At 68.1% G+C, this 21786-nt stretch carries 22 protein-coding genes; 8 read left to right on the top strand and 14 right to left on the bottom strand.

Annotated features, from left to right (window positions below):
- Positions 1–17: 17 nt before the first annotated feature.
- The 6 genes from ACYYG1_RS14915 to pnp all read left to right on the top strand — a co-directional run bounded on the left by ACYYG1_RS14915 (position 18) and on the right by pnp (position 5300).
- Positions 18–338 (top strand): DUF503 domain-containing protein, encoded by a 321-nt coding sequence (locus tag ACYYG1_RS14915; RefSeq protein WP_461211129.1) that lies wholly within the window; start codon positions 18–20, stop codon positions 336–338.
- A gap of 2 nt (positions 339–340) precedes the next feature.
- Positions 341–679, top strand: coding sequence for a 30S ribosome-binding factor RbfA (rbfA, locus tag ACYYG1_RS14910; protein ID WP_461211128.1), 339 nt, complete (start codon positions 341–343; stop codon positions 677–679).
- Complete coding sequence (locus ACYYG1_RS14905) at positions 654–1634, top strand: DHH family phosphoesterase (protein WP_461211127.1); 981 nt, start codon at positions 654–656, stop codon at positions 1632–1634. The genes rbfA and ACYYG1_RS14905 overlap by 26 nt, the downstream gene beginning before the upstream one ends.
- Complete coding sequence (truB, locus tag ACYYG1_RS14900) at positions 1627–2559, top strand: tRNA pseudouridine(55) synthase TruB (protein ID WP_461211126.1); 933 nt, start codon at positions 1627–1629, stop codon at positions 2557–2559. Before ACYYG1_RS14905 ends, truB begins: the two co-directional genes overlap by 8 nt.
- A gap of 49 nt (positions 2560–2608) precedes the next feature.
- The gene (rpsO, locus tag ACYYG1_RS14895) at positions 2609–2878 is read left to right on the top strand and encodes a 30S ribosomal protein S15 (protein WP_461211125.1); all 270 of its coding nucleotides are present in this window, start codon (positions 2609–2611) and stop codon (positions 2876–2878) included.
- Positions 2879–3050: 172 nt separating this feature from the next.
- Positions 3051–5300, top strand: a complete 2250-nt coding sequence (gene pnp, locus ACYYG1_RS14890) for a polyribonucleotide nucleotidyltransferase (protein ID WP_461211124.1) — start codon at positions 3051–3053, stop codon at positions 5298–5300.
- Between the two features lie 91 nt (positions 5301–5391).
- Here pnp and ACYYG1_RS14885 read toward each other — a convergent pair whose 3' ends face one another.
- The 13 genes from ACYYG1_RS14885 to ACYYG1_RS14825 form a co-directional block, all read right to left on the bottom strand.
- Positions 5392–6132 carry an ABC transporter permease gene (locus ACYYG1_RS14885; protein WP_461211123.1) on the bottom strand — a complete coding sequence of 247 codons (741 nt, stop codon included), beginning with the start codon at positions 6130–6132 and terminating at the stop codon, positions 5392–5394.
- Complete coding sequence (locus tag ACYYG1_RS14880) at positions 6129–7148, bottom strand: ABC transporter ATP-binding protein (protein WP_461211122.1); 1020 nt, start codon at positions 7146–7148, stop codon at positions 6129–6131. Before ACYYG1_RS14880 ends, ACYYG1_RS14885 begins: the two co-directional genes overlap by 4 nt.
- A gap of 75 nt (positions 7149–7223) precedes the next feature.
- The gene (locus tag ACYYG1_RS14875) at positions 7224–7523 is read right to left on the bottom strand and encodes an ArsR/SmtB family transcription factor (protein WP_461211121.1); all 300 of its coding nucleotides are present in this window, start codon (positions 7521–7523) and stop codon (positions 7224–7226) included.
- Positions 7524–7626: 103 nt separating this feature from the next.
- A complete protein-coding gene (locus ACYYG1_RS14870; RefSeq protein ID WP_461211120.1) occupies positions 7627–8376 on the bottom strand; it encodes a YMGG-like glycine zipper-containing protein in 750 nt (249 codons plus the stop codon).
- A gap of 52 nt (positions 8377–8428) precedes the next feature.
- Positions 8429–9238 carry an AmmeMemoRadiSam system protein B gene (gene amrB, locus ACYYG1_RS14865; RefSeq protein WP_461211119.1) on the bottom strand — a complete coding sequence of 270 codons (810 nt, stop codon included), beginning with the start codon at positions 9236–9238 and terminating at the stop codon, positions 8429–8431.
- 131 nt (positions 9239–9369) lie between these two features.
- Positions 9370–12630: a tetratricopeptide repeat protein gene (locus ACYYG1_RS14860; RefSeq protein ID WP_461211118.1), complete on the bottom strand. Its 3261-nt coding sequence runs from the start codon at positions 12628–12630 to the stop codon at positions 9370–9372.
- 151 nt (positions 12631–12781) lie between these two features.
- Positions 12782–13786 carry a sigma-54 interaction domain-containing protein gene (locus ACYYG1_RS14855; RefSeq protein ID WP_461211117.1) on the bottom strand — a complete coding sequence of 335 codons (1005 nt, stop codon included), beginning with the start codon at positions 13784–13786 and terminating at the stop codon, positions 12782–12784.
- 223 nt (positions 13787–14009) lie between these two features.
- Positions 14010–14375: a flagellar basal body rod C-terminal domain-containing protein gene (locus tag ACYYG1_RS14850; RefSeq protein WP_461211116.1), complete on the bottom strand. Its 366-nt coding sequence runs from the start codon at positions 14373–14375 to the stop codon at positions 14010–14012.
- Between the two features lie 53 nt (positions 14376–14428).
- The gene (gene folE2, locus ACYYG1_RS14845; protein WP_461211115.1) at positions 14429–15208 is read right to left on the bottom strand and encodes a GTP cyclohydrolase FolE2; all 780 of its coding nucleotides are present in this window, start codon (positions 15206–15208) and stop codon (positions 14429–14431) included.
- Positions 15209–15398: 190 nt separating this feature from the next.
- On the bottom strand, positions 15399–15818 hold the full coding sequence (nikR, locus tag ACYYG1_RS14840) for a nickel-responsive transcriptional regulator NikR (protein ID WP_461211114.1): 420 nt from the start codon (positions 15816–15818) through the stop codon (positions 15399–15401).
- Between the two features lie 68 nt (positions 15819–15886).
- Positions 15887–16579, bottom strand: coding sequence for a class I SAM-dependent methyltransferase (locus tag ACYYG1_RS14835; protein ID WP_461211113.1), 693 nt, complete (start codon positions 16577–16579; stop codon positions 15887–15889).
- Positions 16580–16756: 177 nt separating this feature from the next.
- Positions 16757–17716 (bottom strand): MauE/DoxX family redox-associated membrane protein, encoded by a 960-nt coding sequence (locus ACYYG1_RS14830; RefSeq protein ID WP_461211112.1) that lies wholly within the window; start codon positions 17714–17716, stop codon positions 16757–16759.
- Entirely contained in the window at positions 17713–18207 is a 495-nt protein-coding gene (locus ACYYG1_RS14825) for a rhodanese-like domain-containing protein (RefSeq protein WP_461211111.1), read from the bottom strand. The genes ACYYG1_RS14830 and ACYYG1_RS14825 overlap by 4 nt, the downstream gene beginning before the upstream one ends.
- Positions 18208–18354: 147 nt before the next feature.
- On the opposite strand from ACYYG1_RS14825, the gene ACYYG1_RS14820 reads away from it, so the two are divergent.
- On the top strand, positions 18355–19182 hold the full coding sequence (locus ACYYG1_RS14820) for a rhodanese-like domain-containing protein (protein ID WP_461211110.1): 828 nt from the start codon (positions 18355–18357) through the stop codon (positions 19180–19182).
- 33 nt (positions 19183–19215) lie between these two features.
- Positions 19216–20172 (top strand): aldo/keto reductase, encoded by a 957-nt coding sequence (locus tag ACYYG1_RS14815; protein ID WP_461211109.1) that lies wholly within the window; start codon positions 19216–19218, stop codon positions 20170–20172.
- A 640-nt stretch (positions 20173–20812) separates the two neighbouring features.
- Here ACYYG1_RS14815 and ACYYG1_RS14810 read toward each other — a convergent pair.
- Positions 20813–21574 carry a TlyA family RNA methyltransferase gene (locus ACYYG1_RS14810; protein ID WP_461211108.1) on the bottom strand — a complete coding sequence of 254 codons (762 nt, stop codon included), beginning with the start codon at positions 21572–21574 and terminating at the stop codon, positions 20813–20815.
- Positions 21575–21786 lie beyond the last annotated feature (212 nt).

Genomic DNA, 21786 nt, shown 5'->3' with positions numbered 1-21786 from the left:
CTAATACTTGTTGGAATATGATACTGGGCGTTCTGAAGCTTGAGTTCAGACTCCACGGCAACCGCTCCCTCAAGGGCAAGCGGCAGGTGGCCGCCAGCCTCAAGCAGAAGCTCCGCAACAAGTTCAACGTGGCCGTGAGCGAGACCGAGGCCCAGGACAGCCACGAGCGGCTGGTCCTGGCCGTGGTCACGGTGTCCGGGGATTCCCGGCGCGTGCAGAGCGTGCTGGAAAAGGCCCTGTCCCACGCCCTGGCCGCCACCGGCGAAGAGTTGGCGGACTCCCAAATGGAACTATTCAGCTCCGGCGACGCCGGGGACGACGCACAGGATTTCCTCTAGAAATGCATACTTCAGGTTCACGAAGGGCCCACAAGATGGGCGACCAGATCATGCGCCTCGTGGCCGAGCTGCTGGCCACGGAGGTCGAGGACTCGCGCCTGGCCATGGTCACGGTGTCGGGCGTGCGCATGAGCAAGGACCTGTCCACGGCCGAGGTGCTCTACACCGCGCCCTCCGGCTCGGACCCGGCCGCCATCGAAGCGGGCCTGAAAAAGGCCTCCGGATTCTTCCGCTCCCGTCTGGGCCGCCAGCTCAAGAGCAAATACATCCCCACGCTGGCGTTCTGCCGCGACGATTTCCTGGAGGACGTGGTTTATGACAAGCCCGGCCAGGACGATTAGCGCGCTCATCTCCGGCGCGGAGAGCTTCCTCATAGCCTCGCACTCCAGCCCCGACGGCGACGCCCTGGGCTCCAGCGCGGCCCTGGGCTTCCTGCTCAAGGCCCTGGGCAAGCGCGTGGCGATCTACAACGAATCCGGCCTGCCCGACCAGTACGCCTGGCTGCCCCTGCCCTGCCCCGTGGTCGCGGAAGTGCCCGACGAGGACTTCGACTGGACCATCGCCCTGGACTGCGGGGATCAGGCCCGCCTGGGCGCGGCCCTGGGCGAACGCTTCCCGGAAAAGGGCAGCATGAACATCGACCACCACCTGGGCAACCCGGAATACGCCGAGGTGAACTGGGTGGACCCCCGCTACGCGGCCGTGGGCGCGATGATCTGCGACCTGGCCCGTGAGCTGTCCGTGCCCCTGTCCGGCGGCCTGGGCATGGCGGCCTACCTGGCCATCGTCACGGACACCGGTTATTTCAGCTACGGCTCCACCAGGCCCGAGACCCTGGAGGCCTGCGCGGAGATCATGCGCCAGGGCCTGGACCCGGCGGCCTTCAACGACCGGCTCCAGAACCAGTGGAGCCTGAACCGCCTGAAGCTCTGGTCCATGGTGCTCGGAGACTGCAGCCTGCACATGGACGGCGCCGTGGGCCTGATGCGCGTGTCCCGGGAGATGCTCGAAACCACGGGTACGGGCAAGGAGGACACGGAGCAGCTGGTCAACCTCATGCGCCGCGTCAAAAGCGTGCGCGCGGCCATCCTGCTGCGCGAGGACGGGGACGAGCTGACCAAGGCCAGCCTGCGCTCCTCCGGCGAGGTCAACGTGCAGGCGGTGGCCGCCGCTCTGGGCGGCGGCGGGCACAAGAACGCCGCGGGCTGCACCGTGCACGCGTCCCTGGCCGAGGCCGAGGCCGTGGTGCTGGACGCCGCGGCCCGCCATCTGTTCCCCGGGGAGGACCGTGGGTAGAAGCCGCAAGCGCAGCAGAAACCAGCTGGACGGCCTGCTGGTCCTGGACAAGCCCGAGGGCCCCACGTCCGCAGGCTGCCTGGCCCGGATCAAGCGCGGCCTGGACCAGGGCAAGATCGGCCACGCCGGGACCCTGGACCCCATGGCCACGGGCGTGCTCCTGGTGCTGTTGGGCGAGGCCACCAAGCTGGCCCCCTACCTCACCGAGGGCAAAAAGACCTACCTCGGCGAGCTGGAGCTGGGCACCGCCACGGACACCTACGATCGCCAGGGGCAAATCGTTACGCAAAAGCCATTTGACCTACTGGCCCCTGAAGATGTAAAGGAAGCAATTCTCGCCTGGACGGGCCGGATGGACCAGGAGGTCCCCCCGGTCTCCGCCGCCAAGCATCAGGGCAAGCCCCTGTACGCCCTGGTCAGGGCGGGCGAAGACGTCCCGGTGAAGATAAAACCTGTTGAAATATTTCACGCCGAGGTTCTGGAAACGGAGCTTCCGCGTGTGCGCTTCCGTGTGACGGTGAGCGCCGGCACCTACGTACGGTCCCTGGTCCACAGCTTGGGGATACGCTTAGGGTGCGGCGCGATGCTCACCGCGCTGACGCGGGAGCACTGCCATCCCTTCGGGCTGGATCAGGCCCACGGACTGGAAACGGTCCTGGCCGACCCCGAGGGATTCCCGGACAGGGTGATTCCCCTTGCGGACGCCCTGCCCCAGTGGCCGAGACCGGCGCTGGACGGCGACCAGGCGGACAGGGTGCGAAACGGCGCCCGCCTGCCCGTGGCCGAAACCGGCGCCGACGCGGCCCCCGGGGACCGGGCCCTGCTCATGGGCCCCGGGAGCGTCCCTCTGGCCCTGGCCGAAGCCCGGCCGGACGATGGCGGTTTGTCGTGGTTCATACTCAGGGGCCTGCGCCAGGAGGCGTAAGGGCCCGCGCGCCGATGGGCGGCGCATCCAAACGACGGAGGATATCGCTGTGGTCATGACTGCCGACGACAAGGCACGGATCATCGAGGAGTACAAGCAGGGCGACGGGGACACCGGTTCCCCGGAGGTCCAGGTGGCGCTGCTGACGCACCGCATCACCTACCTCACCGACCACTTCAAGGAGCACAAGAAGGACTTCCATTCCCGCACCGGGCTCCTGAAGCTGGTGGGCCAGCGCCGCAAGATGCTGAACTACCTCAAGCGCAAGGACATCCAGCGCTATCGCGATCTCATCGCGCGCCTGGGCCTGCGCAAGTAGCAGAAGGAAAATCGGGGGCCGCGCGCGCGGCCCCCGTTCCCCTGAAGGGCCGATGCTGTGAGGTTGCCACGATGGGGCGTCCAAGGACGTCACATCCTTTCAACTTTACAGCCACGTCCTTTCAGGGGCCCGCGCGGCCGAGACCGCGCATACCCCTAACAAAGGACAAGCAATGACACTGGAACTCAATCCCATCCGCACGTCCGCCGTCATCGGCGGCAACGAGATCGTGCTGGAGACGGGCAAGATCGCCAAGCAGGCGCACGGGGCCGTGTGGGTCCAATGCGGCGGCACGGTGGTCCTGGTCACGGTCGTGACCCAGCCCCTGCCCGAGGACAAGGGCTTCTTCCCCCTGACCGTGGAATACAAGGAGCTGGCCTACGCCGCCGGCCGCATTCCCGGCAGCTTCTTCCGCCGCGAGATCGGCCGCCCCTCGGAGCGCGAGGTGCTGGTCTGCCGCCTCATCGACCGTCCGCACCGCCCGCTGTTCCCCAACGGGTTCCGCGACGAGGTGCAGATCATCGCCCAAGTGCACTCCGCCGACGACCAGCACAATCCCGACATGCTCGCCATCTGCGGCGCGTCGGCCGCCCTGCACATCTCCAAGATTCCCTTCATGGGCCCGGTGGCCGGTTGCCGCGTGGGCCGCGTGAACGGCGAGTTCGTGTTCAACCCCACCTACGAGCAGTGCGAAGCCAGCGAGCTGGCCATCGTGGTGGCGGGCACCAAGGAGGCCGTGTGCATGGTCGAGGGCGAGGCCAAGTTCGCGCCCGAGTCCATGATCGCCGACGCCATCGAGTGGGGCCACGAGCAGATGCAGCCCCTGCTGGCCGCCCAGGAGGCCCTGCGCGAGCAGGCCGGCGTGGCCAAGCAGGAGGTCGCCGAGCCCGAGGAGGACGCCGAGGTCAAGACCCTGGTTGAGGAGATCGCCACTTCCAAGCTCAAGGAAGCCATGGCCATCACCCGCAAGCAGGAGCGCTACGCGGCCAAGGACGCCATCAAGGACGAGGTCATGGCGGCCCTGTCCGAGAAATTCCCGGACGAGCCCAAGCGCCTGCGCTGCGTCGGCGACGTGCTCAAGGACATCACCAAGACCATCGTGCGCAACCGCATCCGCACCGAGAAGGTGCGCATCGACGGCCGCGACCTGACCACGGTCAGGCCCATCAACATCGAGACGGGCGTGCTGCCGCGCACCCACGGCTCGGCCCTGTTCACGCGCGGCGAGACCCAGGCCATGGTCACGGCCACCCTGGGCTCCACCCGCGACGAGCAGCGCACCGACTCCCTGGTGGGCGATGACATCAAGCATTTCATGCTCCACTACAACTTCCCGCCCTACTGCGTGGGCGAGGCCAAGTTCATGCGCGGCCCCAGCCGCCGCGACATCGGCCACGGCACCCTGGCGCTCAGGGCCATCAGCCCCATCCTGCCTCCCCAGGACGAGTTCCCCTTCACCCTGCGCGTGGTGAGCGAGATCACGGAGTCCAACGGCTCCTCGTCCATGGCCACGGTGTGCGGCGCCTCCCTGTCCCTGATGGACGCGGGCGTGCCCGTGTCCCACCCCATTGCGGGCGTGGCCATGGGGCTCATCAAGGAGGATGACGAGTACCTGGTGCTCACGGACATCCTCGGCGACGAGGACGCCCTGGGCGACATGGACTTCAAGGTGGCCGGCTCCGCCGAAGGCGTCACGGCCATCCAGATGGACATCAAGATCACCGGCATCCCCTCGGACGTGCTGCGCAACGCCCTGGCCCAGGCCAAACAGGGCCGCCTGCACATCCTGGGCGAGATGAACAAGATCATCGCCGAGCCCCGCCCCGAGCTGTCCAAGTACGCTCCTCAGCTGGAGATCGTCACGGTCAACCCGGACAAGATCCGCTCGGTCATCGGACCCGGCGGCAAGAACATCAAGGCCATCACCTCGGCCACGGACGCGTCCATCGACATCGAGGACGACGGCCGCGTGTTCATCTTCGCGCCCAACGCGGAGTCCATGGCCAAGGCCAAGGAGATGGTCCTGTACCACGACCAGACCGCCGAAGTGGGCAAGGACTACGAGGGCCGCGTGACCAAGGTCATCGACTGCGGCGCGGTGGTGGAGATCCTGCCCGGCCTGGACGGCCTGGTGCACATCTCCCAGTTGGCCGAGGAGCGCGTGGAGCAGGTCACGGACGTGGTCAAGCTCGGCGACTCCCTGAAGGTCAAGGTCCTGGAAGTGGAATCCAACGGCCGCGTGCGCCTCTCGCGCAAGGCCGTGCTCATGGAGGCCCGGGGCGAGGTCATCGACTACTCGACCTTCGACAAGCGCCCCTCCCGCCCGCGCGGCGACCGTGGCGATCGCGGCGGACGCGGTGATCGCGGCGGACGCGGCGGCGACCGTGGCGGACGCGGCGGCGATCGCGGCGGCAGGCGCTAAAAGCCCCGCTCGTCCCAAGCAACAAATGACGCCGGGAACGGAAACGTTCCCGGCGTTTTCATTTGCCCCGCAGGCCGTTATGGACGGCCCGCTAGAGTATCCAACGGCGGCGGATGTTCCAGAGGCTGGCCATAAACAGCCCCAGGCAGAACAGGCCCAGGACCCCGAAGTCCAGGGCGTAGGGCATGGCGTTGGCCCCCCGGAACAGCCCGTGGAGCACGTCAGCGCCGTAGGTCAGGGGCAGGACGTGGGATAGGGGCCGGAGCAGCGCGGGCAGGCTGGCCACCGGAAAGAACAGGCCGCAGAGAAAAACCATGGGAAAGCGGAAGAAGTTGGAGAAGGTCTGGGCCTCGAAGACCTCGGAGACGGCCACCGCGATGAACAGCCCCAGAAAGGCCGAGGACATGGCGATGAGCAGCACCACGGGCAGGAACAGGCTCCAGCACACCCCCGAAAGGTCCGTGAGGAACCAGGCCATGGCCACGGGCACCACGGAGTTGGCCACGCCGAAGAGCACGGCCCCGCCCGTCTTGGCCAACATCAGCACCTCCAGGGGGATGGGCGCGAGGAGCAGGCGCTCGAAGGAGCGGTGCTTCTTCTCGAAGGTCACGGTCACGGCCAGCATGGACGTGGTGCCGAAGAGGATGGACAGGCAGATCACGCCGGGCAGCAGCGAGAGCACGCTGTCCACGCCCTTGCCCGAGCGGATGAAGAACATGCCCGTCCAGGCCAGGGGAAAGAGCAGGCCCCAGCTCACGTTGGGCGGTTTGAGGTAATAGGTGCCCATGTCCTTGGCCAGGATGTTCCAGAAGGCGACCAAGCTCGATCTCATGACTTGCCTCCCTTGCCCGGGCCCTTGGTCCCGTTGCCCCTGGCCAGGTCGGCCGCGGCCAGGCCGGTGACGCCCACGAACACGTCCTCCAGGGACGGCCGCTGCCTGCGCGCCTCCAGCACCTCCAGGCCGCGCTCCTCCAGAAAGCGCACCAGCCGCCCCACTCCCACGGGCTCCCCGGCCTCCACGCGCAGGGCCCCGTCGCCCTGCACCGAGCATGACCAGCCCGGAAAGGCCGCCTCCAGGTCCCGGGCCGCGCCCTCCCCGGGTATCGGGTCGCAGGCCACGGCCAGGACGTGCCTGCCGCGCACCGGGGCCAGGAGGTCCTCCAGGGGCTCGTCGCGCACGATGCGCCCGGCCACGATGAAGGCCACGCGGCCGCAGAGGCGCTCGGCCTCCTCGATGTAGTGGGTGGTCAGGAAGATGGTGGTGCCCCGGGCGTTGAGCTCCTCGATGAGGGTCCTGATCTGGCGCACGCTGGCCACGTCGATGCCCGTGGAGGGCTCGTCCAGGAACAGGATCCCCGGGTCGTGCATGATGGCCGCAGCCAGGGTCAGCTTGCGCTTCATGCCCTTGGAATAGCCCTGGAACTTGCGCCCGGCGGCCTGGTTCAGGCCGAAGGAATCCAGCAGCTCCCGGGCCCGGTCCTCGCGCGCCGAGCGGCCCATGCCGTACAGCGCCCCGCAAAAACAGAGGTTCTCGAAGCCCGTAAGCTCCGGGTAGAGGTTGCTCTCGTCCGGGGCCACGCCCACCAGGGCCTGGGCCTTGCGCGAACGGCGCGTGCAGTCCACGCCCGCCAGCTCGATGCCGCCCGCGTCGGGCCGGGCCAGGCCGGTGAGCATGTTGATGGTCGTGGTCTTGCCCGCGCCGTTGGGCCCCAGGAATCCGAAAACCTCGCCCCGGGCCACGGAGAACGAGACCCCGCGCACGGCCTGGACGTCGCCGAAGCTCTTTTCCAGGTCGCGCACCACGATGGCCCGTTCCTGCGGAGGCCGCCCATGCGGCTGTGCTTGCATCTGCATCCTCGATCCCGCGCGAATCCATTTAAGCATGCGCGCGGATACTTTCTTAAAGGTTCAAAAAAAAGCCGCCTACCCGCCGAGCAGGTCGCCGGCCACGCGGGCCCAATCCCTGAGCACGCCCTCGTCGGCCCGGTAATGCACGTGGTAGCCCTGCTTGTCCCCTACCACGGCCCCGGCGTCGCGCAACACGCGCAAATGCTGGGACACGGCCGCAGGCGTGATGTCCAGGACCCGGGCCAGGGCGTTGACACAGTGGGGCCGCTGCCTGAGCAGCGCCACGATGCGCACCCGCGTGTCCACGGACAGCACCTTGAAGATGCGGGCCTGCTCCCGCGCGCGCGATTGGGCCGAGGCAGTCATTAAGTCCATGCGCGGACACTAAGATCAATCGCCGGAGCCGTCAACCCGGCAGCAAGACACGAAAAAGGGGCGGTCGCCCGCCCCTTCTCAGTTGGTATGGATATGCCCCGCCCTACTTGGCGTCCTTGTCCACGTGGGCCGAGGTCACGGTGTAGCGCATGATCTGGCCGTCCACGCGCAGCACCAGCTTGACCTTCTCGATGCCCCGGTCCGCCGGGAAGTAGATATACCCGACCTTGGTGTAGTCCGCGGGCACGGCCTCGTCGGTCCACTGGTAGTCGGCCAGCTCGCGGCGGATGGCGTTCTTGAGGTCGCGCTCGGAGCTGGCGTAGGTCCCGGCCGCGCCGCCCAACAGGGCTCCGCCGGCCGCGCCCACCGCAGCTCCCTTCCAGATGTTGTCGCCGCCGCCGATGAAGCCCACCAGCGCGCCCAGGCCCGCGCCCAGGACCGCGCCCACCGCGCCGGTCTTGGCCGCGTTGGCCGTGGTGGTCTTGAAGGTCTCGGAGGCGAAGACCAGGCGCGTGGCCTCGTCCAGGCTGTAAGGCAGGTATTCGCCGTCGGCGGCCACGCCACGGGCCTCCTCCACGCGCACCACCGGGCTTTGCAGACTCTTGTTCTTGAGCACCAGGAACACGGGCTCAAGCCCGGCCTCGGTGTAGTCCATGCCCTGGCCGAAGTGCTCGTAGTTGATGGCCCCGATGTCCCAACGCGGCTCCTGCACGGAGCCCGCCACCTCGGCGGGGTCCACCACCTTGCGCGGCTGCGGCAGGGGTTGCGTGGGCTGGCAGCCCACGACCAGGCTCAGCAGCATGCTGGCCAGCACGAGGCGCGCCGTGGCGCGCATGGCAATCGCTCTTTTCATCGTCATCTCTCCTTCACCGGCCCCCGGGCGCTCGGCCCGGGCCGGAATCAGCTCAACTCACCAGGACCCCGGCATAGCCCACCACGTGGGAATTGTCCCCGGTGACGTCGCCCGAGGTGGCGTAGGCCGCCAGCCTCGCCTTGGACGCGCCCATGGCCTTGGCCAGCAGCAGGCCCAGGACCATGGGCAGGACGCCGCACATGGTGATGCCCCGGCTGCGCACGACCCGGTACAGGGCCTCGGGATCCAGGGCAAGAACCGCGTCCAGGGCCAGGGAATCCAGTTCCCGGGCCCGTTCGCGGCTCACGTAATGGCTCATGTCCGAGCTTACCACCACGGACACGGGCCGCGCCAGGGCCTCGACGGCCCCGGCCAGGTTCGCGGCCACCTCCGCGAGAACCGCATAGCCGGGCTCGGACACGCACATGGGCACCACGCGCGCGCCGGGCGCGGCCTGCATCAGGAAGGGGACGAGCACCTCCAGGGAATGCTCCGTGCCGTGCGCCTGCTCGTCCGCCGCAAGACGCGGATCCGCCGCGAGCAGCGCCCCGGCCAGTTCCGCGTCCACGTCCACGCCTCCTCCCGGCGCGAACCAGCGCCCCTCGGGCCACACGGCCAGCGACCGGCCCCGGCCCGTATGGCTGGGGCCCAGCAACAGGATGCTCGGGGCCAACTCCGCCGCGCCCAGGGTCCTCCCGGCCACGGAGCCGGAGAACACGTACCCGGCGTGGGGCGCCATGGCCAGGAGCGTGGGCCCGCCGGATTTGGCCTCGGCCTCGTCCAGATAGCCACGCACCTCGCGCTCCAGCGCCCCGGGGTCCGCGGTGTAGAATTGCCCCGCCACGACGGGATGTCTGTCCATGATGCGCCTCCCTGGTGGACCGGTCAGGCCCCCATCATACGCTCCGCTTGCGCGGGGGGGAAGGGGAACGCCTCCTGGAAATACTAACGCGGGCCGAGGCGAAACCCTGCGCGAAAAAGGAAGGATCGGGGCTAGAACTTGGCGTCGGGGATGTACTGCTGGGACTCCCGCTGGATGGCCTCCATCTCCAGGTCCGAGGCGGCCATGCGGCCGTAGAGGGTGCCCGCGCCCTCCTTGGACAACTCGGTGAGGAGTTCGCGCCACTTGCCCGTGTCCCCGCCGCGCCGGTAGAGCCCGGCGATGCGGTAGTCCAGGGCCTGGCGGCCCGGGTCCCCTTCGGGCAGGCGCTTCTTGTACAGGTCCGCCCATTTGATGGCCTCGCGGAAGCGCGCCGAGCGCTCGGTGACGTCGGTGAGGATGGCCAGGCATTCGCGAATCTTGGCCTGGTCCGTGTCCTCGGCGACCAGGGTCTCGTAGGCGTCCTGGGCGTAGTCGTAGGCCGTGCGGTAGTCCTCCTTGGCCAGGGCGTCCCGGGCCAGGAAAAACACGGCGTAGGCCCGCTGCCTGTCGTCCAGGTCGCGGTCCTGGACCAGGGTGTTCCACAGGGGACGGCTGTCCTCGAAGCGGCCCAGGTTCTCCAGGGCCAGGGCCTGGGCGTAATCCAGCTCGCGCTTGTAGCGGGAGGCGATCTCCCAGGGCTTCACGGCCTCGGCCACCTCCAGCACGCGCTCCCAGGCCTGGTTCTCCACGAAGATGGACAGGGCCAGGCTCATGGCCATCTCCGAGAACTCGGGCACCTGCTCCTCGCGCAGGAAGGGCATGATGACGTCCAGGGCCGTGCCCGGCCGTCCGCGCTTGAAAAAGGCCAGGGCCAGGGCCAGCTTGGCCGAGGGCTCCAGTTCGGCGGCCTTGTCGCGCAAAAACGCGTGCTCCTCCCAGAGGTCCACGATCTTGGGATAGTTCTCGTCGCTGATGAGCGTGCCCACGATGCGGCCGAAGGCCTTCACGCCCACGCTGCGCGCGCGGTCCGCGAGGTTGCTGGACGGGAAGCGCTTCTCGAAGTCCTCCACCGCGCCCATGGCGTCCACGAACTTGTTGTTCCACAGGTGCCACATGCCCAGCTTGAGCTGGGCCAGGGGCGCCAGGGGGCTGTCCGCGTGCTCCTTGATGATCTGCTCGTAGATCTGGGCGGGCTTGAGGTTCATGGGCCGGTCGAAGACCGTGAACATCTGCTCCACCGTGGGCTCGTCGTAGATCCCCTCCTCGGCCAGGCGCATCTTGGCGATGAGCCCGCCCTCGCGGTCCGGGAAGTCGGCCAGGGCCTTGTCGTAGACCTCGCGCGCGGCCAGTTCCCTGCCCGTGCGCACGTAGATGTCGCCCAGCTTGGCCAGGATGATGTCGGCCTCGTCGCCGTTGGGGTCGATGTTGTAGTAGGTCCAGTAGTCGTTCTTGGCCTTTTCGAAGTCCTCCACGGCGTAGGCCGCGTCGCCCAGCAGGCGCAGGAAGGGCGGGAACTCCACATAGAAGCGCGGCCAGCGCTTCTCGATGTAGTCCACGATCTGGAAGGCCTGCTTGTCGTAGCCCAGCTTGCGCAGGGAGCGGGCCAGGCCGATGGAGGCCTCGCGCACGAACTTGCTGTCCGGGAAGACCTGCACCAGGTACTGGAACTCATCGGCCGCCTTCTGGAAATCGCCCTGGCGGAAGTAGTGGTCGCCCCAGTAGTAGTAGGACAGGGGCACGTTGGGGTCGCCCTTGAACTTGGAGCGCAGGATGCGGAAATAGGCCTCGGCCTCGGGGATGTTGCCCACCTTCAGGTTGGTGACCCCGCGCCTGAGCAGCGCGGCGGGCACGCGCCAGGAGTCGAGGTTGAAGTTCACGGCCGCCTCGTAGGCCCCGTTGATCTCGTCGAAGTTCCCCTCCAGATCGTCCTTGTACTTGGAGTAGAGGATGTCGGCCTTCATGTACATGGCCTCTTCGCGCATCTCGGGCTTCAGGTCGGGCTGGGCCAGCAGCGTGCCCAGCTCCTTGAGGGCGTTCTCGTGGTCCCCGTTGCTCTGGGCCACCTGGGCGGAATAGAAGATGTCCTCCAGGGCTGTCTGGCGCGCCTGCTCGGCCGCGCTGGGCCCCTCGGGGGCGGCGGCTTCGGCGGCGGCGTCCTGCCCCTCGGGGGCGACGGCCTCGGCGGCCGGAGCCTCGGCCGGGGCAGGCTGCTCCCCGGGGGCCGGGGGCGCGGCGGCCTGTTCGGCGTCGGGCTGCGGCAGGGGGGAATCCGTGGGCTGGATGTCGGACTCGCCCTCCAGGGGGCCCTTGCCCGCGGCGTCCAGGCGGCGGCGCACGTCGCTCAGGGCCTCGTCGGACCCGGGCACAGCGCCACGGAAGGCGGAACCCTTGCCCTCCAGGAGATTCTTCACCAGCCGCTTGACCACCTCGCGCTGCCCCGGGGCCTCGGGGGCCTGGGCGGCGGGAGCAGCGGGAGCGGCCCCCTGGGACGCGGGGGCCTCGGGAGACGCGGGCTGCGCTTGGCCGGGGGGCGTCAGGCGACGGCGCACGCTGGGCGCCGGGGCCTCGGAATCAGGAGCGGCGAGAGCCGGGGGAGCGGCGGAATCCGCGGCCGAGGCGGCGGGGGCCTGGGCCACCTCGAAGCCCTGGGCGGGCGCTTCCTCGCCCGGGCGCAGCACACGGCCCCGGAACACATTGGGCAGGCGCACGGCCCTGCCCTGCCGAGCCACGGGCACGCGGGCCACCGGGGCCCGGGCGGGTTCGGGGGAGGCGATGGAAATTTCGGGCGTCTCGGGCGCGGCCTGCGGGGCCTCGGGCGCGGTCCTGGGAGTTTCGGCCTCGGCCTGGACGGGTTCGGGCTGCGCCGGTGCGGCTTCGGCGGCCTGGGCCGCTGGCGCGGGCTCGGCCCTGGGGGCCTCGGGCGCGGCGGGAGGCTCGGGCCGGGCGGCCTGCGCGACCTCGGCGGGGGCGGCCTGCGCGGGCGCTTCCGCCTTCCAGCGCGCGCCCAGGGGATCGGCGAAGACGTCCAGAACGACCTTGCCCCGGTCCTCCAGGGCGAAGGCCACGTAGCCGAAGGCGTCGGATTTGAGGGTGACCACCACGTTCCCGCCCCGGGCGCGCACGCCGGACACGAAGCGGGAACCGCCGAGGTCGGGCGTGCCGCCGGGTGCGCCCAGGCCGCCGCCGGGAACCGAGAGGGTCAGCTCCCGCCTGCCCGTGCGCGCAACGCTGTACGGGGGGACCTTGCCCTTGAAATCCAGGACCAGGCGCTCCTTGTCCGGATGCTGGCCGAAACTGTAGACCACCGCACCAGCGGACGCGGGAAGGACGAGGGAAAGAATCCCCGTCAGGAGCAGAAGGCAGGCGAACCTGCGCCAGGTATGCGAACTCACGGCATATCCCATGCAAGGTCCATGCTAAATGCCTGGGACGGCTATCCATCCGCCGGAAAATTCCACGCCCCCCGGTGGGCCGGGAAGTCTCCTCCCCGAGGGCGCTCCCGGACGACGGCCGCCGCTGGAACACCCCTGACGTACAGACAACCTATTGAATTCCTTTCTTCTTGAGCTTCTCGATCAAAGTCGTGCGCTTGATGCCCAGCAGCTCGGCAGCCCGGTTCTTCACGCCGTCGGCGTTTCGCAAGGCCTCGCGCAGCAGCCGCTCCTCCATGGTATCCATGAAGTCCTTCAGGTCCATGTCCTTGTCCTTCATGTCCTGCAAGGTGGGCCAGGCGAAGCCCGCCCGGACCATCACCGGGCGCATGGCCTTCTTCTCGCCCAGGTTCTCCCAAATCTTGACGGGCAGGTCGTCGGGGGCCACCACCGGGCCGTCGCAGAGGATGGACATGCGCTCCATGAGATTCTCCAGCTCGCGCACGTTGCCCGGCCAGTTGTAGCGCAACAGCATGTCCCGGGCCTCGTCGGCGATGGAGAGGGGCCCCTCCTCCCGGGTGCGGCAGAAGCCTTCCATGAAGAAGTCCGCCAGCAGCAGCACGTCGTCGCCGCGCTCGCGAAGGGGCGGCAGGGTGATGGGGATGACGTTCAGGCGGTAGAAGAGGTCCTCGCGGAACGCGCCCTTGCCCACCTCCTCCTCCAGGTCGCGGTTGGTGGCCGCCACCACGCGCACGTCGGCCTTCTTGGTGCCCGTGCCGCCCACGCGCTCGAATTCCTTTTCCTGCAGCACGCGCAGGATCTTGACCTGCAGGGAGAGATCCAGCTCCCCGATCTCGTCCAGAAATATGGTCCCGCCCTCGGCCAGCTCGAAGCGGCCCGAGCGCGAACGGATGGCGTGGGTGAAGGCGCCCTTCTCGTGTCCGAAGAGTTCCGACTCCAGCAACTCGCGGGGGATCGCGCCGCAGTTGATGGGCACGAAGGGCTTGTCCGCGCGGCGTGAATTGTCGTGCAGGGCGCGCACGAGCAGTTCCTTGCCTGTGCCGGATTCGCCGGTGATGAGCACGGTGCTCTCGGTGGGCGCAACCTTGGCGAGGATGGTGAAAACTTCCAGCAATGCGGGGCTGCGTCCGATGATGCCCCTGGTGTCTATATCCATCTGCACTCCGGGCGGCCAGCGGCGGGAAGGAAGTTTCCGCCTGCATGCCTACCCACTTTGCTGTCAATCTTCTGACGGATTGTCAAGAAAACTTCTAGATTTTTTATGAATCCTTTCCCCGGCCACGAAATCTGGGGCGGGCCGAAAAAACAAAAAAACCGCGCAGAGCGCGGCGGCGAAACTGCCGGGGCGAATCCCCGGGGAAAAAACATGCAAGGCGGAGCTAGACCAGTTCATCCAGCAGGGTCCCGAGCATCTCGTCCTGGGTGCGGACGACTTCCGCGTTGGCCTCGTAGGCCCGCTCATTGACCATCATGGTGACCATTTCCGTGGCGATGTCCGTGCCCGAGGCCTCCACGTACTGCACGGACGGGTCGCCGGGCACGATGGTCTGCACCAGGGGGGCCTGGACATCCATCTCCCGCACCTCGGACACGGCCACGCCGCCCATGTCCGGGCGATCCTCGTAGGTCACGCGCGAGGGATCGAACTCGTTGGTGGCCGCGTTGGCGATGTTGTTGGCGGTGACGGCCTGGGAAACGGAAAACGCGTTCAGGGCCGAAAGCGCCGTGTCCATGGTCTGGATCATGGCGGGTTTCCTCCGGCGGCCGAGCAAAACCCTCGGGCCGCAGGGCCATTATCTCATATCCGCGTACCGCTTTCAATGCTCGCGAAGGCATTGTGATTATGGATGGATTCCTGGCTCTCCACCTCCACCGTGAACCAGCGCACCTGGGGGTGCTCCTCCAAGGCGCGGGCCGCGGCGCGTACCACGTCCTCCACGAAGGCCGGGTTGGCGAAGGCCGCGTCGGTCACGGCCTTTTCGTCCTCGCGCTTGAGGAGCGCGTAGACCGGCGAGGACCCGGCCGCCTCGGCGATGGCGATGAGGTCCTCGATCCAGAGGAAGCCGGTATGCCGCGTCTGGATGCGCACGATGGCCCGCTGGCTGTGGGCCGCGTTCTCGCAGATGGCCAGGGAGCACGGGCACACGGTCATCACCGGCACCTCCACGCCCAGGCCCCAGACCAGGCGGCCGTCCTCAAGCTCGCCCGAGAGGTCCACGCGATAGTCCATGCTGGCGCTGCTGCCGCTGGCCGGGGCGGCCTTCTTCAGGAAATACGGAAACCGGAAGTGGATATGCGCGCGCCGCGCCTGGAGCCGATCGCACACGGACTGCAGGAGCGTCTTGAAGCTCATGTAGTCCAAGGCCTCTGTCCAGCCGCCCAGGGCCTCGATGAACCGGCTCATGTGCGTGCCCTTGAAGTGCGCGGGCAGGTCCACGTAGAGGTCCACCTGGGCCACGGTGTGGCGGATGTCGTCGCCGTCGCGGGTGCGCACCCGCACGGGCAGGGCGATGTTGGTCACGCCCACGCGGTCGATGGGCAGGGCCACGTCCGCGGGCCCGCTCTGAACGTCCTTCATTGAATCCTCGTGTCCGGCCTTAACGGGTTGTTGAAAAAAACTTTTTTCGCAGGCCGTTCAAAAATAGCGCTTCGCTGAGATGCAAGGCGCAAGGAAAATATAAGACCGACGCGTACTCCCTGTAAGCGAGGGTTTATATTTTCCGCAGCAGCGAAGCGACGCCGCAGATCGCTGTTTTTGGGCGGCCTGCCTAGATGATTTCTTCGCCGGTGGTTGTCAGGCTCAACTTGCCGTGCTTGACGCCCTTGGTGGAGATGAGCTTCTGCCCCAGGCGGCGCACCACCTCGCCCTGGCCCTTGAGCACCAGGACTTCCAGACAGTTGCTGTGGTCCAGGTGCACGTGCAGGGAGCTCAGGATCACCTCGTGGGCCTCGTGCTGCAGCTCCGTGAGGCGCTGGGCCAGCTGGCTCTGGTGGTGATCGTAGACCATGGTCAGGGTCCCGGCGATCTCGCGGTCCGTGTCCTCCCACTCCTTCTTGACCAGGGTGTTGCGGATCAGGTCGCGGATGGCCTCGGAGCGGGTCTGGTAGCTCTGCTCCTCGCACAAGGCGTCGAACTTGTCCAAAAGATCGGAATCCAGGGACACGCCGAAGCGGATGGTCTTGCCCATGTCGTTTCCTCCGGGTTGGTGTTCATGAACAATGCGGCGGCCCAAGTCAAGGCGCGCGCGGCCGTCCGCTATGGACGGCTGATTTCCAAAATATGCACGGTCACCATGTGGTCCTCGTGCTCGAAACGGCTGGTCTCGGCCCGCTCGCAGGCCAGCCCGGCTCCGCCCACGGCCGCTATGAAGGGCGGCCCCAGGTTGCGCCCGGGCTCGGCGATCCAGGCCGCGCCGTCGGGGGCCAGGGCCAGGTCCAGGAAACGGATCACCGGCTCGATGAACCGCCGCTCGTAGACCACGTCCCCGCCCCAGACGCGGAACGCGCACCCGGGCCTGAGCGCCAGGGCGCGCCAGTCCATCTGCAGCCACAGGGGCGAAGGCACGCCGTTCAGGCGGGCGTTGTTCGCGGCGAATCCCAGGGGGGCCAGTTCGTAGTCGAAGGCCGCCACCCGCGCGCCCAGCCAGGCGCCCACCAGGGCCGTGAGCCCCAGGCCGCAGCCCATGTCCACGCAGGCCCGGCCCTCGATCTCCCGGGCGTGGGCCTGCAGCCACCCGGCCAGGGCCAGGCTGGAGGGCCACAGCTCCGCCCAGTAGGGCAAACGCTCGTCGTCCCCGAAGTCGTCCTGGCCGATGCCGTCCCAGAGGGTTTCCAGGTCCCCGGTGCGCTCGATGATCCAGGAGCGGCCGCAGACCTCGGGAGCCAGGCGTTCCACCCCGCCCCGCCCTTCCGAGCCGCATCGTGTCGATTCCATGCGTTGCACGTTCATATTTCGCTCCTTTCGTGTCACGATGTCAACTCAAAGTGCGAACAAATTCCGGGGAGTTCTCCCCTTCCATCCGCGCGGGCCGCAGGGGCGAAGGGGAACGCCACGGCTCCGGTTTCCCGGGCGCAAAAAACCGGGGCCGGTCGCCCGGCCCCGGTCGTGAAAACAATCCAGTCAAGGCTAGCCCTTGGCAGCGCCGTCCCGGGCCTCGGCCTCGTCCTCGAACACGAAATCCCCTTTGGTTTCTGACGCCCCGGCGGGCGCGTCCGCAGCCCCGGCGGGTTCTTCGTCCGCTTCGCCCGCCTCGGAGAACACGAATTCCGCGTCTTGGGCTGCGGGCTCTTCCGGAGCAACTTTCATCCCGGGCTCCGTCTCGGCGACGGGCTCTCCCGGGGCTTCGACCGGCTCCCCGGCGACCTCGGCCTCCGGAACCTCTTCGGCAGGCGGTTCGGCAGCTGCCTCAAAAACAATTTCGTCAGCCGAATCGGCGGCCGGTTCGGGCTCCGCGCTCTGCTCGGCCTCGGCCTCCCCGGGCGCGTCGTCCTCGGGCGCGGGGCCCATGGGGATGGGCTCGCCGGGCTCTTCCACCTCTTCGGGCCCGTTCGCGGCCTCGGCGGGCCGTCCCGCAAAGGCGCCCCACTCGTCCCCGGCGGACGCGGGAGCGTCGTCCGCTGCGGGCGCGGGTTCCGGCTCCCCGGCCACGGGCGCGGGCCCGCGCCTTCCGGCGGGGGCCTCGGCAAAGGACCGCCAGAGCACCACAAGACCCACGGCGAGGAGCGCGGTGTCGCGCACGGCCGACTGGATCATGTCGCCCTGGGCCTCGGGCCGGACCGTGAAGCAGCCGCAGGCCACGTCCAGCCCGCGCGAGACGTTGAACCACAAGACCCCCAGGAAGACCAGGAGCAGCAGGTTCAGGATCGCGGCCGCCCCGCGCGCGAAGCAGTTGGTGAGCAGGGCCAGGCCGCAGACCAGCTCCACCCAGGGCAGGGCCAGGGCCAGAGGGTTGACGAGCATGTCGGGCAGGATCTGGTAGTTGACCACCACCAGGGCGAACTCGGCGGGATACAGGATCTTGCTCACGCTGGCGGCCACGAACATCAGGCCGAAGGCCATGCGGAAAAGCGCGCTCACGAAATTCATTGCGCCACCTCCACTTCGCCCCCGGCGGCGGTCCAGGCGGCCATGCCGCCCGTGAACACGCTGACGTCGGAATATTCCATGAACCCCAGGGCCAGGGCCAGCTCGGCGGCCAGGGGGCAGGACTCGGAGGTGCAGTAGACCACGTACTGGGCGTCGCGGCCGTGGGGCCCGAGAATGGCGGCGATCTCGTCCTCGAACAGCCCCATGGGCACGTTCACCGCGCCGGGGATGTGCCCGGCCGCGTAGTCCTCGGCGTAGCGCGCGTCCACGAACACGGCCGTGCCCCCGGCAAAGAGCGCCATGGCCTCGTCCACGCCGATCTCCGGGGCCGAGGGCACGGCCTCGGCGTCGGCCGACGGAGCCGGACCGGCCCCGAGCCAGGGCAGGGAGTCCGGACGGTTGGCGTTCACCGTCCAGGCTAGGGCCAGGGCCAGGGCCCCGAGCATCAGGGCTTGATAAAGGAAAACCAGGCGTGGCGTATACAGGCGCATGCTGACCTCGCTGTGGATGATGCGGCAAAGGGTCGTATATACCCTGGGCCGGGGACAAGGGCAAATCCCCGCAGGCCCCTGGAACCCGGCCTCCGATGGTGGTATCGTGCGCTCCAGGACAAACAAACCGCCAAAGGAATCAAACGGATGCAGGATACCTTCACGACCATCGCCCCGGACGAGGCCCGGAAATATCTCCAGTCCCGCAACCCCGGGGAGCAGACCGTCCTGGACGTGCGCGAGGACTGGGAATACGCCGAGGCCCACCTGCCCGGGGCCCTGCACATCCCCCTGTCCCAGCTCGCCGACCGCCTGGGCGAGGTGCCCCGGGACAGGCCCGTGCTGGCCTATTGCCGCTCGGGCCACCGCAGCGGCGCGGCCTCGGGGCTGCTCGCCGGGCAGGGCTTCGCCCCGGTCCTGAACCTCATGGGCGGCATGAACGCCTGGGAGGGCGCCGCGGCGGCTGGCCCGGCCCCCACAGGGCTGGCGGTCTTCCCCGCCGACACCTCGCTGGAGCGGATCATCGCCCTGGCCTGCCGCATGGAGGTCAACCTGGGCGCGTTCTACACGGCCATGGCCGACAAGGCCGGGGACGCCGACACCGCCGACACCCTGCGCAAGCTCGCGGGTTTCGAGGACCGGCACAAGACCATGCTGCTCATCATCCACCGCCGCCTGGCCGGGCGCGACCTGGACCCGGCCTTCCTGGAATCGCGGCTGGACGGCGGGGACAAGCCCCTGGAGGGCGGGCTCACGGCCGAGGAGTTCATGAAGCGGAACCCCGCGCTCCTGAACTCGCCCGTGAACGTCGTGGAGACGGGCATGATGTTTGAGGCCCAGGCCCTGGACCTGTACATGCGCCACGCCCGCGAGGTGGACGACGCCGAGGCCCGGGACCTGCTGCTGCGCCTGGCGGGCGAGGAAAAGGCGCACCTCAAGGCGCTGGCGGAGCTGTTGCGGCGCGTGGGAAATTGAAGCAACCGCCCGCCGGGGCTAGGAGACGGAGCCATGAAGTACCGCACCCTGGGAAAGAGCGATTTGCATGTTTCGGCGGTCGGCCTGGGCTGCATGGGCATGTCCGATTTCTACGGCCCGCGCGACGAGGGCGAGTCCGTCGCCACCATCCACCGGGCCGTGGAACTGGGCGTCAACTTCTTCGACACGGCGGACATGTACGGGCCGTTCACCAATGAACCGCTAGTGGGCAAGGCCCTCGCGGACCGGCGGGACAAGATGGTGGTGGCTACGAAGTTCGGGGTCCAGCGCAACGAACAGGGCGAATTCCTGGGCCTCAACGGAAGGCCCGAATACGTCCGCTCGGCCTGCGACGCCTCGCTCAAGCGCCTGGGACTGGAGCACATCGACCTCTACTACCAGCACCGCGTCGACCCGGACGTGCCCATCGAGGAGACCGTCGGGGCCATGGCCGAGTTGGTGGCGGCGGGCAAGGTGCGGCACCTGGGGCTGTCCGAGGCCGATCCGGACACCGTGCGTCGGGCCCACGCGGTGCACCCCATCACGGCCCTGCAGACCGAATATTCGCTTTGGAGCCGGGAGCCGGAACAGGAGATATTCGCCGCCATCCGCGAACTGGGAATCGGCTTCGTGGCCTACAGCCCGCTGGGGCGGGGGTTCCTGACGGGGCAGATCAGGCGGTTCGAGGACCTGGCGGAAGACGACTGGCGGCGCACCAATCCCCGGTTCACGGGCCAAAACTTCGACAAAAATCTCGTGCTTGTGGAGCACATCACGGAAATCGCCCGGGACAAGGGTGTGCCCCCGGCGCAGCTGGCCCTGGCCTGGGTCCTGGCCCAGGGCGGGGACATCGTGGGCATCCCTGGAACCAGGCGCAGCGCCCACCTGGAGCAGAACGTCGGCGCGGTGGAAGTCGTTCTGGATGGGGAGGATTTGACGCGGATCGAGGAGGCGTTTCCCATGGATGCGGCTGTGGGGGAGCGGTATTGAATGGGGTATGACGGGAGAGGAGAAGGCTTCAGGCGTATGAATCGAGCCCCGCGCTCCTGGTTGGAGGCGGGGCTTGTTTTGTCGTAGTGCAAAACCAATTGTGCCCTCCCTCCCCTCCCGCCGCGTTCCCTCGCGGGTAGGGCGTTGGTTTGTCGGGAGTGTTGGGGGAGGTGACGCGGCCGCGTCTCAGGCGGGTACAGGGGGCTTCGCTTCGGGGGTTGCCACCCAGGTCGCTGCGCCCCCCGCACCCGCCTGGGGCGCTGGGCGGTCGCGGTGGTGCGGTTCCCCAATGATATGTACCCTCGTGTCGCGGCACAGGTGATGCCGCGTCATGGGGGAAGTACTTTTCCGCATGATCCCCCGCCCCATCGTCAGGTAGGATACTTCTTCTTTTTACTGTCGCGTTCTCGGGTCGGGGAGGCTCTCCGCCAATGCCCAGCGCGTGGCGCGGGAGAGGCTCGCGACCGCCTGGATTTGTCCCGCCCCTGCGGCGAAGACGCGCGGCGGGGGAAATCCTTCGAAGGGAGCGCGCCTCTCCCGCGCCTCGCGCCCGCAGCACTGCATACCCTCCCCCCATACCACCCCCTCATACCTGTTGCGGAACGCGGCGGGAGGGCGGGAGGGCACGCTTGGTTTTGCGCTACGACTCTTCCACTCCAGGTTTCCGCAAATACACGATATACTCCTGGTTCCCCTTGGGCCCCTTAATCTTCGACGGCACCTCGCCCACGAACTCCAGCCCCAACTCCTCGACCAGGAACCCCGTCACCCTGTCCACGGTCTCGCGGCGCAGGGCCTCGTCGCGCACCACGCCCTTGACCGTGCCCCCGGGGCCTACCTCGAACTGCGGTTTGACCAGGGCGGCCACCTCGCCGCCGGGGCGCAGGAAGCGCATGCACGGGGGCATCACCAGGGTCAGGGAAATGAAGGACACGTCCGCCACCACCAGGTCCACGGGCTCGGGGATCAGGTCCTCGGTCGCGGTGCGCAGATTGGTGCGCTCCAGGTTCACCACGCGCGGGTCGCCGCGCAGGCTGGCGTCCAGCTGGCCGTAGCCCACGTCCACGGCGTACACGCGCTCGGCACCGTATTCCAGGAGCACGTGGGTGAAGCCGCCCGTGGACGCGCCCGCGTCCAGGCAGACCTTGCCCGTGGGATCGATGCCCCAGGCCTCGATGGCCGTGAGCAGCTTGTGCGCCCCGCGCGAAACCCAGCGGCGGCCGCCCTCCACCTCCAGATGCGTGCCCGGAGAAAGCTGCTGCCCGGGCTTGTCCACGCGCACCATGGAACCGTCGCGGTCCATGTTCACCTGCCCCGCCATGATCAGGCGCTTGGCCTTTTCCCGGCTTTCGGCCAAGCCCAGGTCGTAAACCAGCTGATCCGCGCGAATTTTCTTGGCCATTGGGTCCTCCCTCCGCCGTGCGCCGCGTGACGCGGCCGTGCGGGCTTCATGCCCCATGCGCAAAGGATTGGCAAGGCACGGAAGACACGGAAAATCCTCTGATAGGTATTGACACAATACGTTTTCTCAGATTATCGCCAAATCGTGTTATCCAAACAAATTCCGTGTTAAACAATGGACCGCCACCCGGCGTTCCGAATCAGGAGGTGTTG

The sequence above is a fragment of the Desulfocurvus sp. DL1XJH-121 genome (genome assembly GCF_054819825.1).
This window is presented reverse-complemented; position numbering and strand designations above follow the sequence as displayed.

Excerpts from the sequence above, each read along its gene's own strand:
- nikR (WP_461211114.1), bottom strand. The coding sequence starts at position 15,818 with ATGGGCAAGACCATCCGCTTCGGCGTGTCCCTGGATTCCGATCTTTTG.
- ACYYG1_RS14880 (WP_461211122.1), bottom strand. The coding sequence starts at position 7,148 with ATGCAAGCACAGCCGCATGGGCGGCCTCCGCAGGAACGGGCCATCGTG.
- ACYYG1_RS14825 (WP_461211111.1), bottom strand. The coding sequence starts at position 18,207 with ATGCGCCTGTATACGCCACGCCTGGTTTTCCTTTATCAAGCCCTGATG.
- ACYYG1_RS14905 (WP_461211127.1), top strand. The coding sequence starts at position 654 with ATGACAAGCCCGGCCAGGACGATTAGCGCGCTCATCTCCGGCGCGGAG.
- rbfA (WP_461211128.1), top strand. The coding sequence starts at position 341 with ATGCATACTTCAGGTTCACGAAGGGCCCACAAGATGGGCGACCAGATC.
- ACYYG1_RS14875 (WP_461211121.1), bottom strand. The coding sequence starts at position 7,523 with ATGGACTTAATGACTGCCTCGGCCCAATCGCGCGCGCGGGAGCAGGCC.
- ACYYG1_RS14915 (WP_461211129.1), top strand. The coding sequence starts at position 18 with ATGATACTGGGCGTTCTGAAGCTTGAGTTCAGACTCCACGGCAACCGC.
- folE2 (WP_461211115.1), bottom strand. The coding sequence starts at position 15,208 with ATGAAGGACGTTCAGAGCGGGCCCGCGGACGTGGCCCTGCCCATCGAC.
- ACYYG1_RS14855 (WP_461211117.1), bottom strand. The coding sequence starts at position 13,786 with ATGGATATAGACACCAGGGGCATCATCGGACGCAGCCCCGCATTGCTG.
- pnp (WP_461211124.1), top strand. The coding sequence starts at position 3,051 with ATGACACTGGAACTCAATCCCATCCGCACGTCCGCCGTCATCGGCGGC.
- amrB (WP_461211119.1), bottom strand. The coding sequence starts at position 9,238 with ATGGACAGACATCCCGTCGTGGCGGGGCAATTCTACACCGCGGACCCC.
- ACYYG1_RS14830 (WP_461211112.1), bottom strand. The coding sequence starts at position 17,716 with ATGAATTTCGTGAGCGCGCTTTTCCGCATGGCCTTCGGCCTGATGTTC.
- ACYYG1_RS14835 (WP_461211113.1), bottom strand. The coding sequence starts at position 16,579 with ATGAACGTGCAACGCATGGAATCGACACGATGCGGCTCGGAAGGGCGG.
- ACYYG1_RS14850 (WP_461211116.1), bottom strand. The coding sequence starts at position 14,375 with ATGATCCAGACCATGGACACGGCGCTTTCGGCCCTGAACGCGTTTTCC.
- ACYYG1_RS14815 (WP_461211109.1), top strand. The coding sequence starts at position 19,216 with ATGAAGTACCGCACCCTGGGAAAGAGCGATTTGCATGTTTCGGCGGTC.
- ACYYG1_RS14820 (WP_461211110.1), top strand. The coding sequence starts at position 18,355 with ATGCAGGATACCTTCACGACCATCGCCCCGGACGAGGCCCGGAAATAT.
- ACYYG1_RS14885 (WP_461211123.1), bottom strand. The coding sequence starts at position 6,132 with ATGAGATCGAGCTTGGTCGCCTTCTGGAACATCCTGGCCAAGGACATG.
- ACYYG1_RS14870 (WP_461211120.1), bottom strand. The coding sequence starts at position 8,376 with ATGAAAAGAGCGATTGCCATGCGCGCCACGGCGCGCCTCGTGCTGGCC.
- ACYYG1_RS14810 (WP_461211108.1), bottom strand. The coding sequence starts at position 21,574 with ATGGCCAAGAAAATTCGCGCGGATCAGCTGGTTTACGACCTGGGCTTG.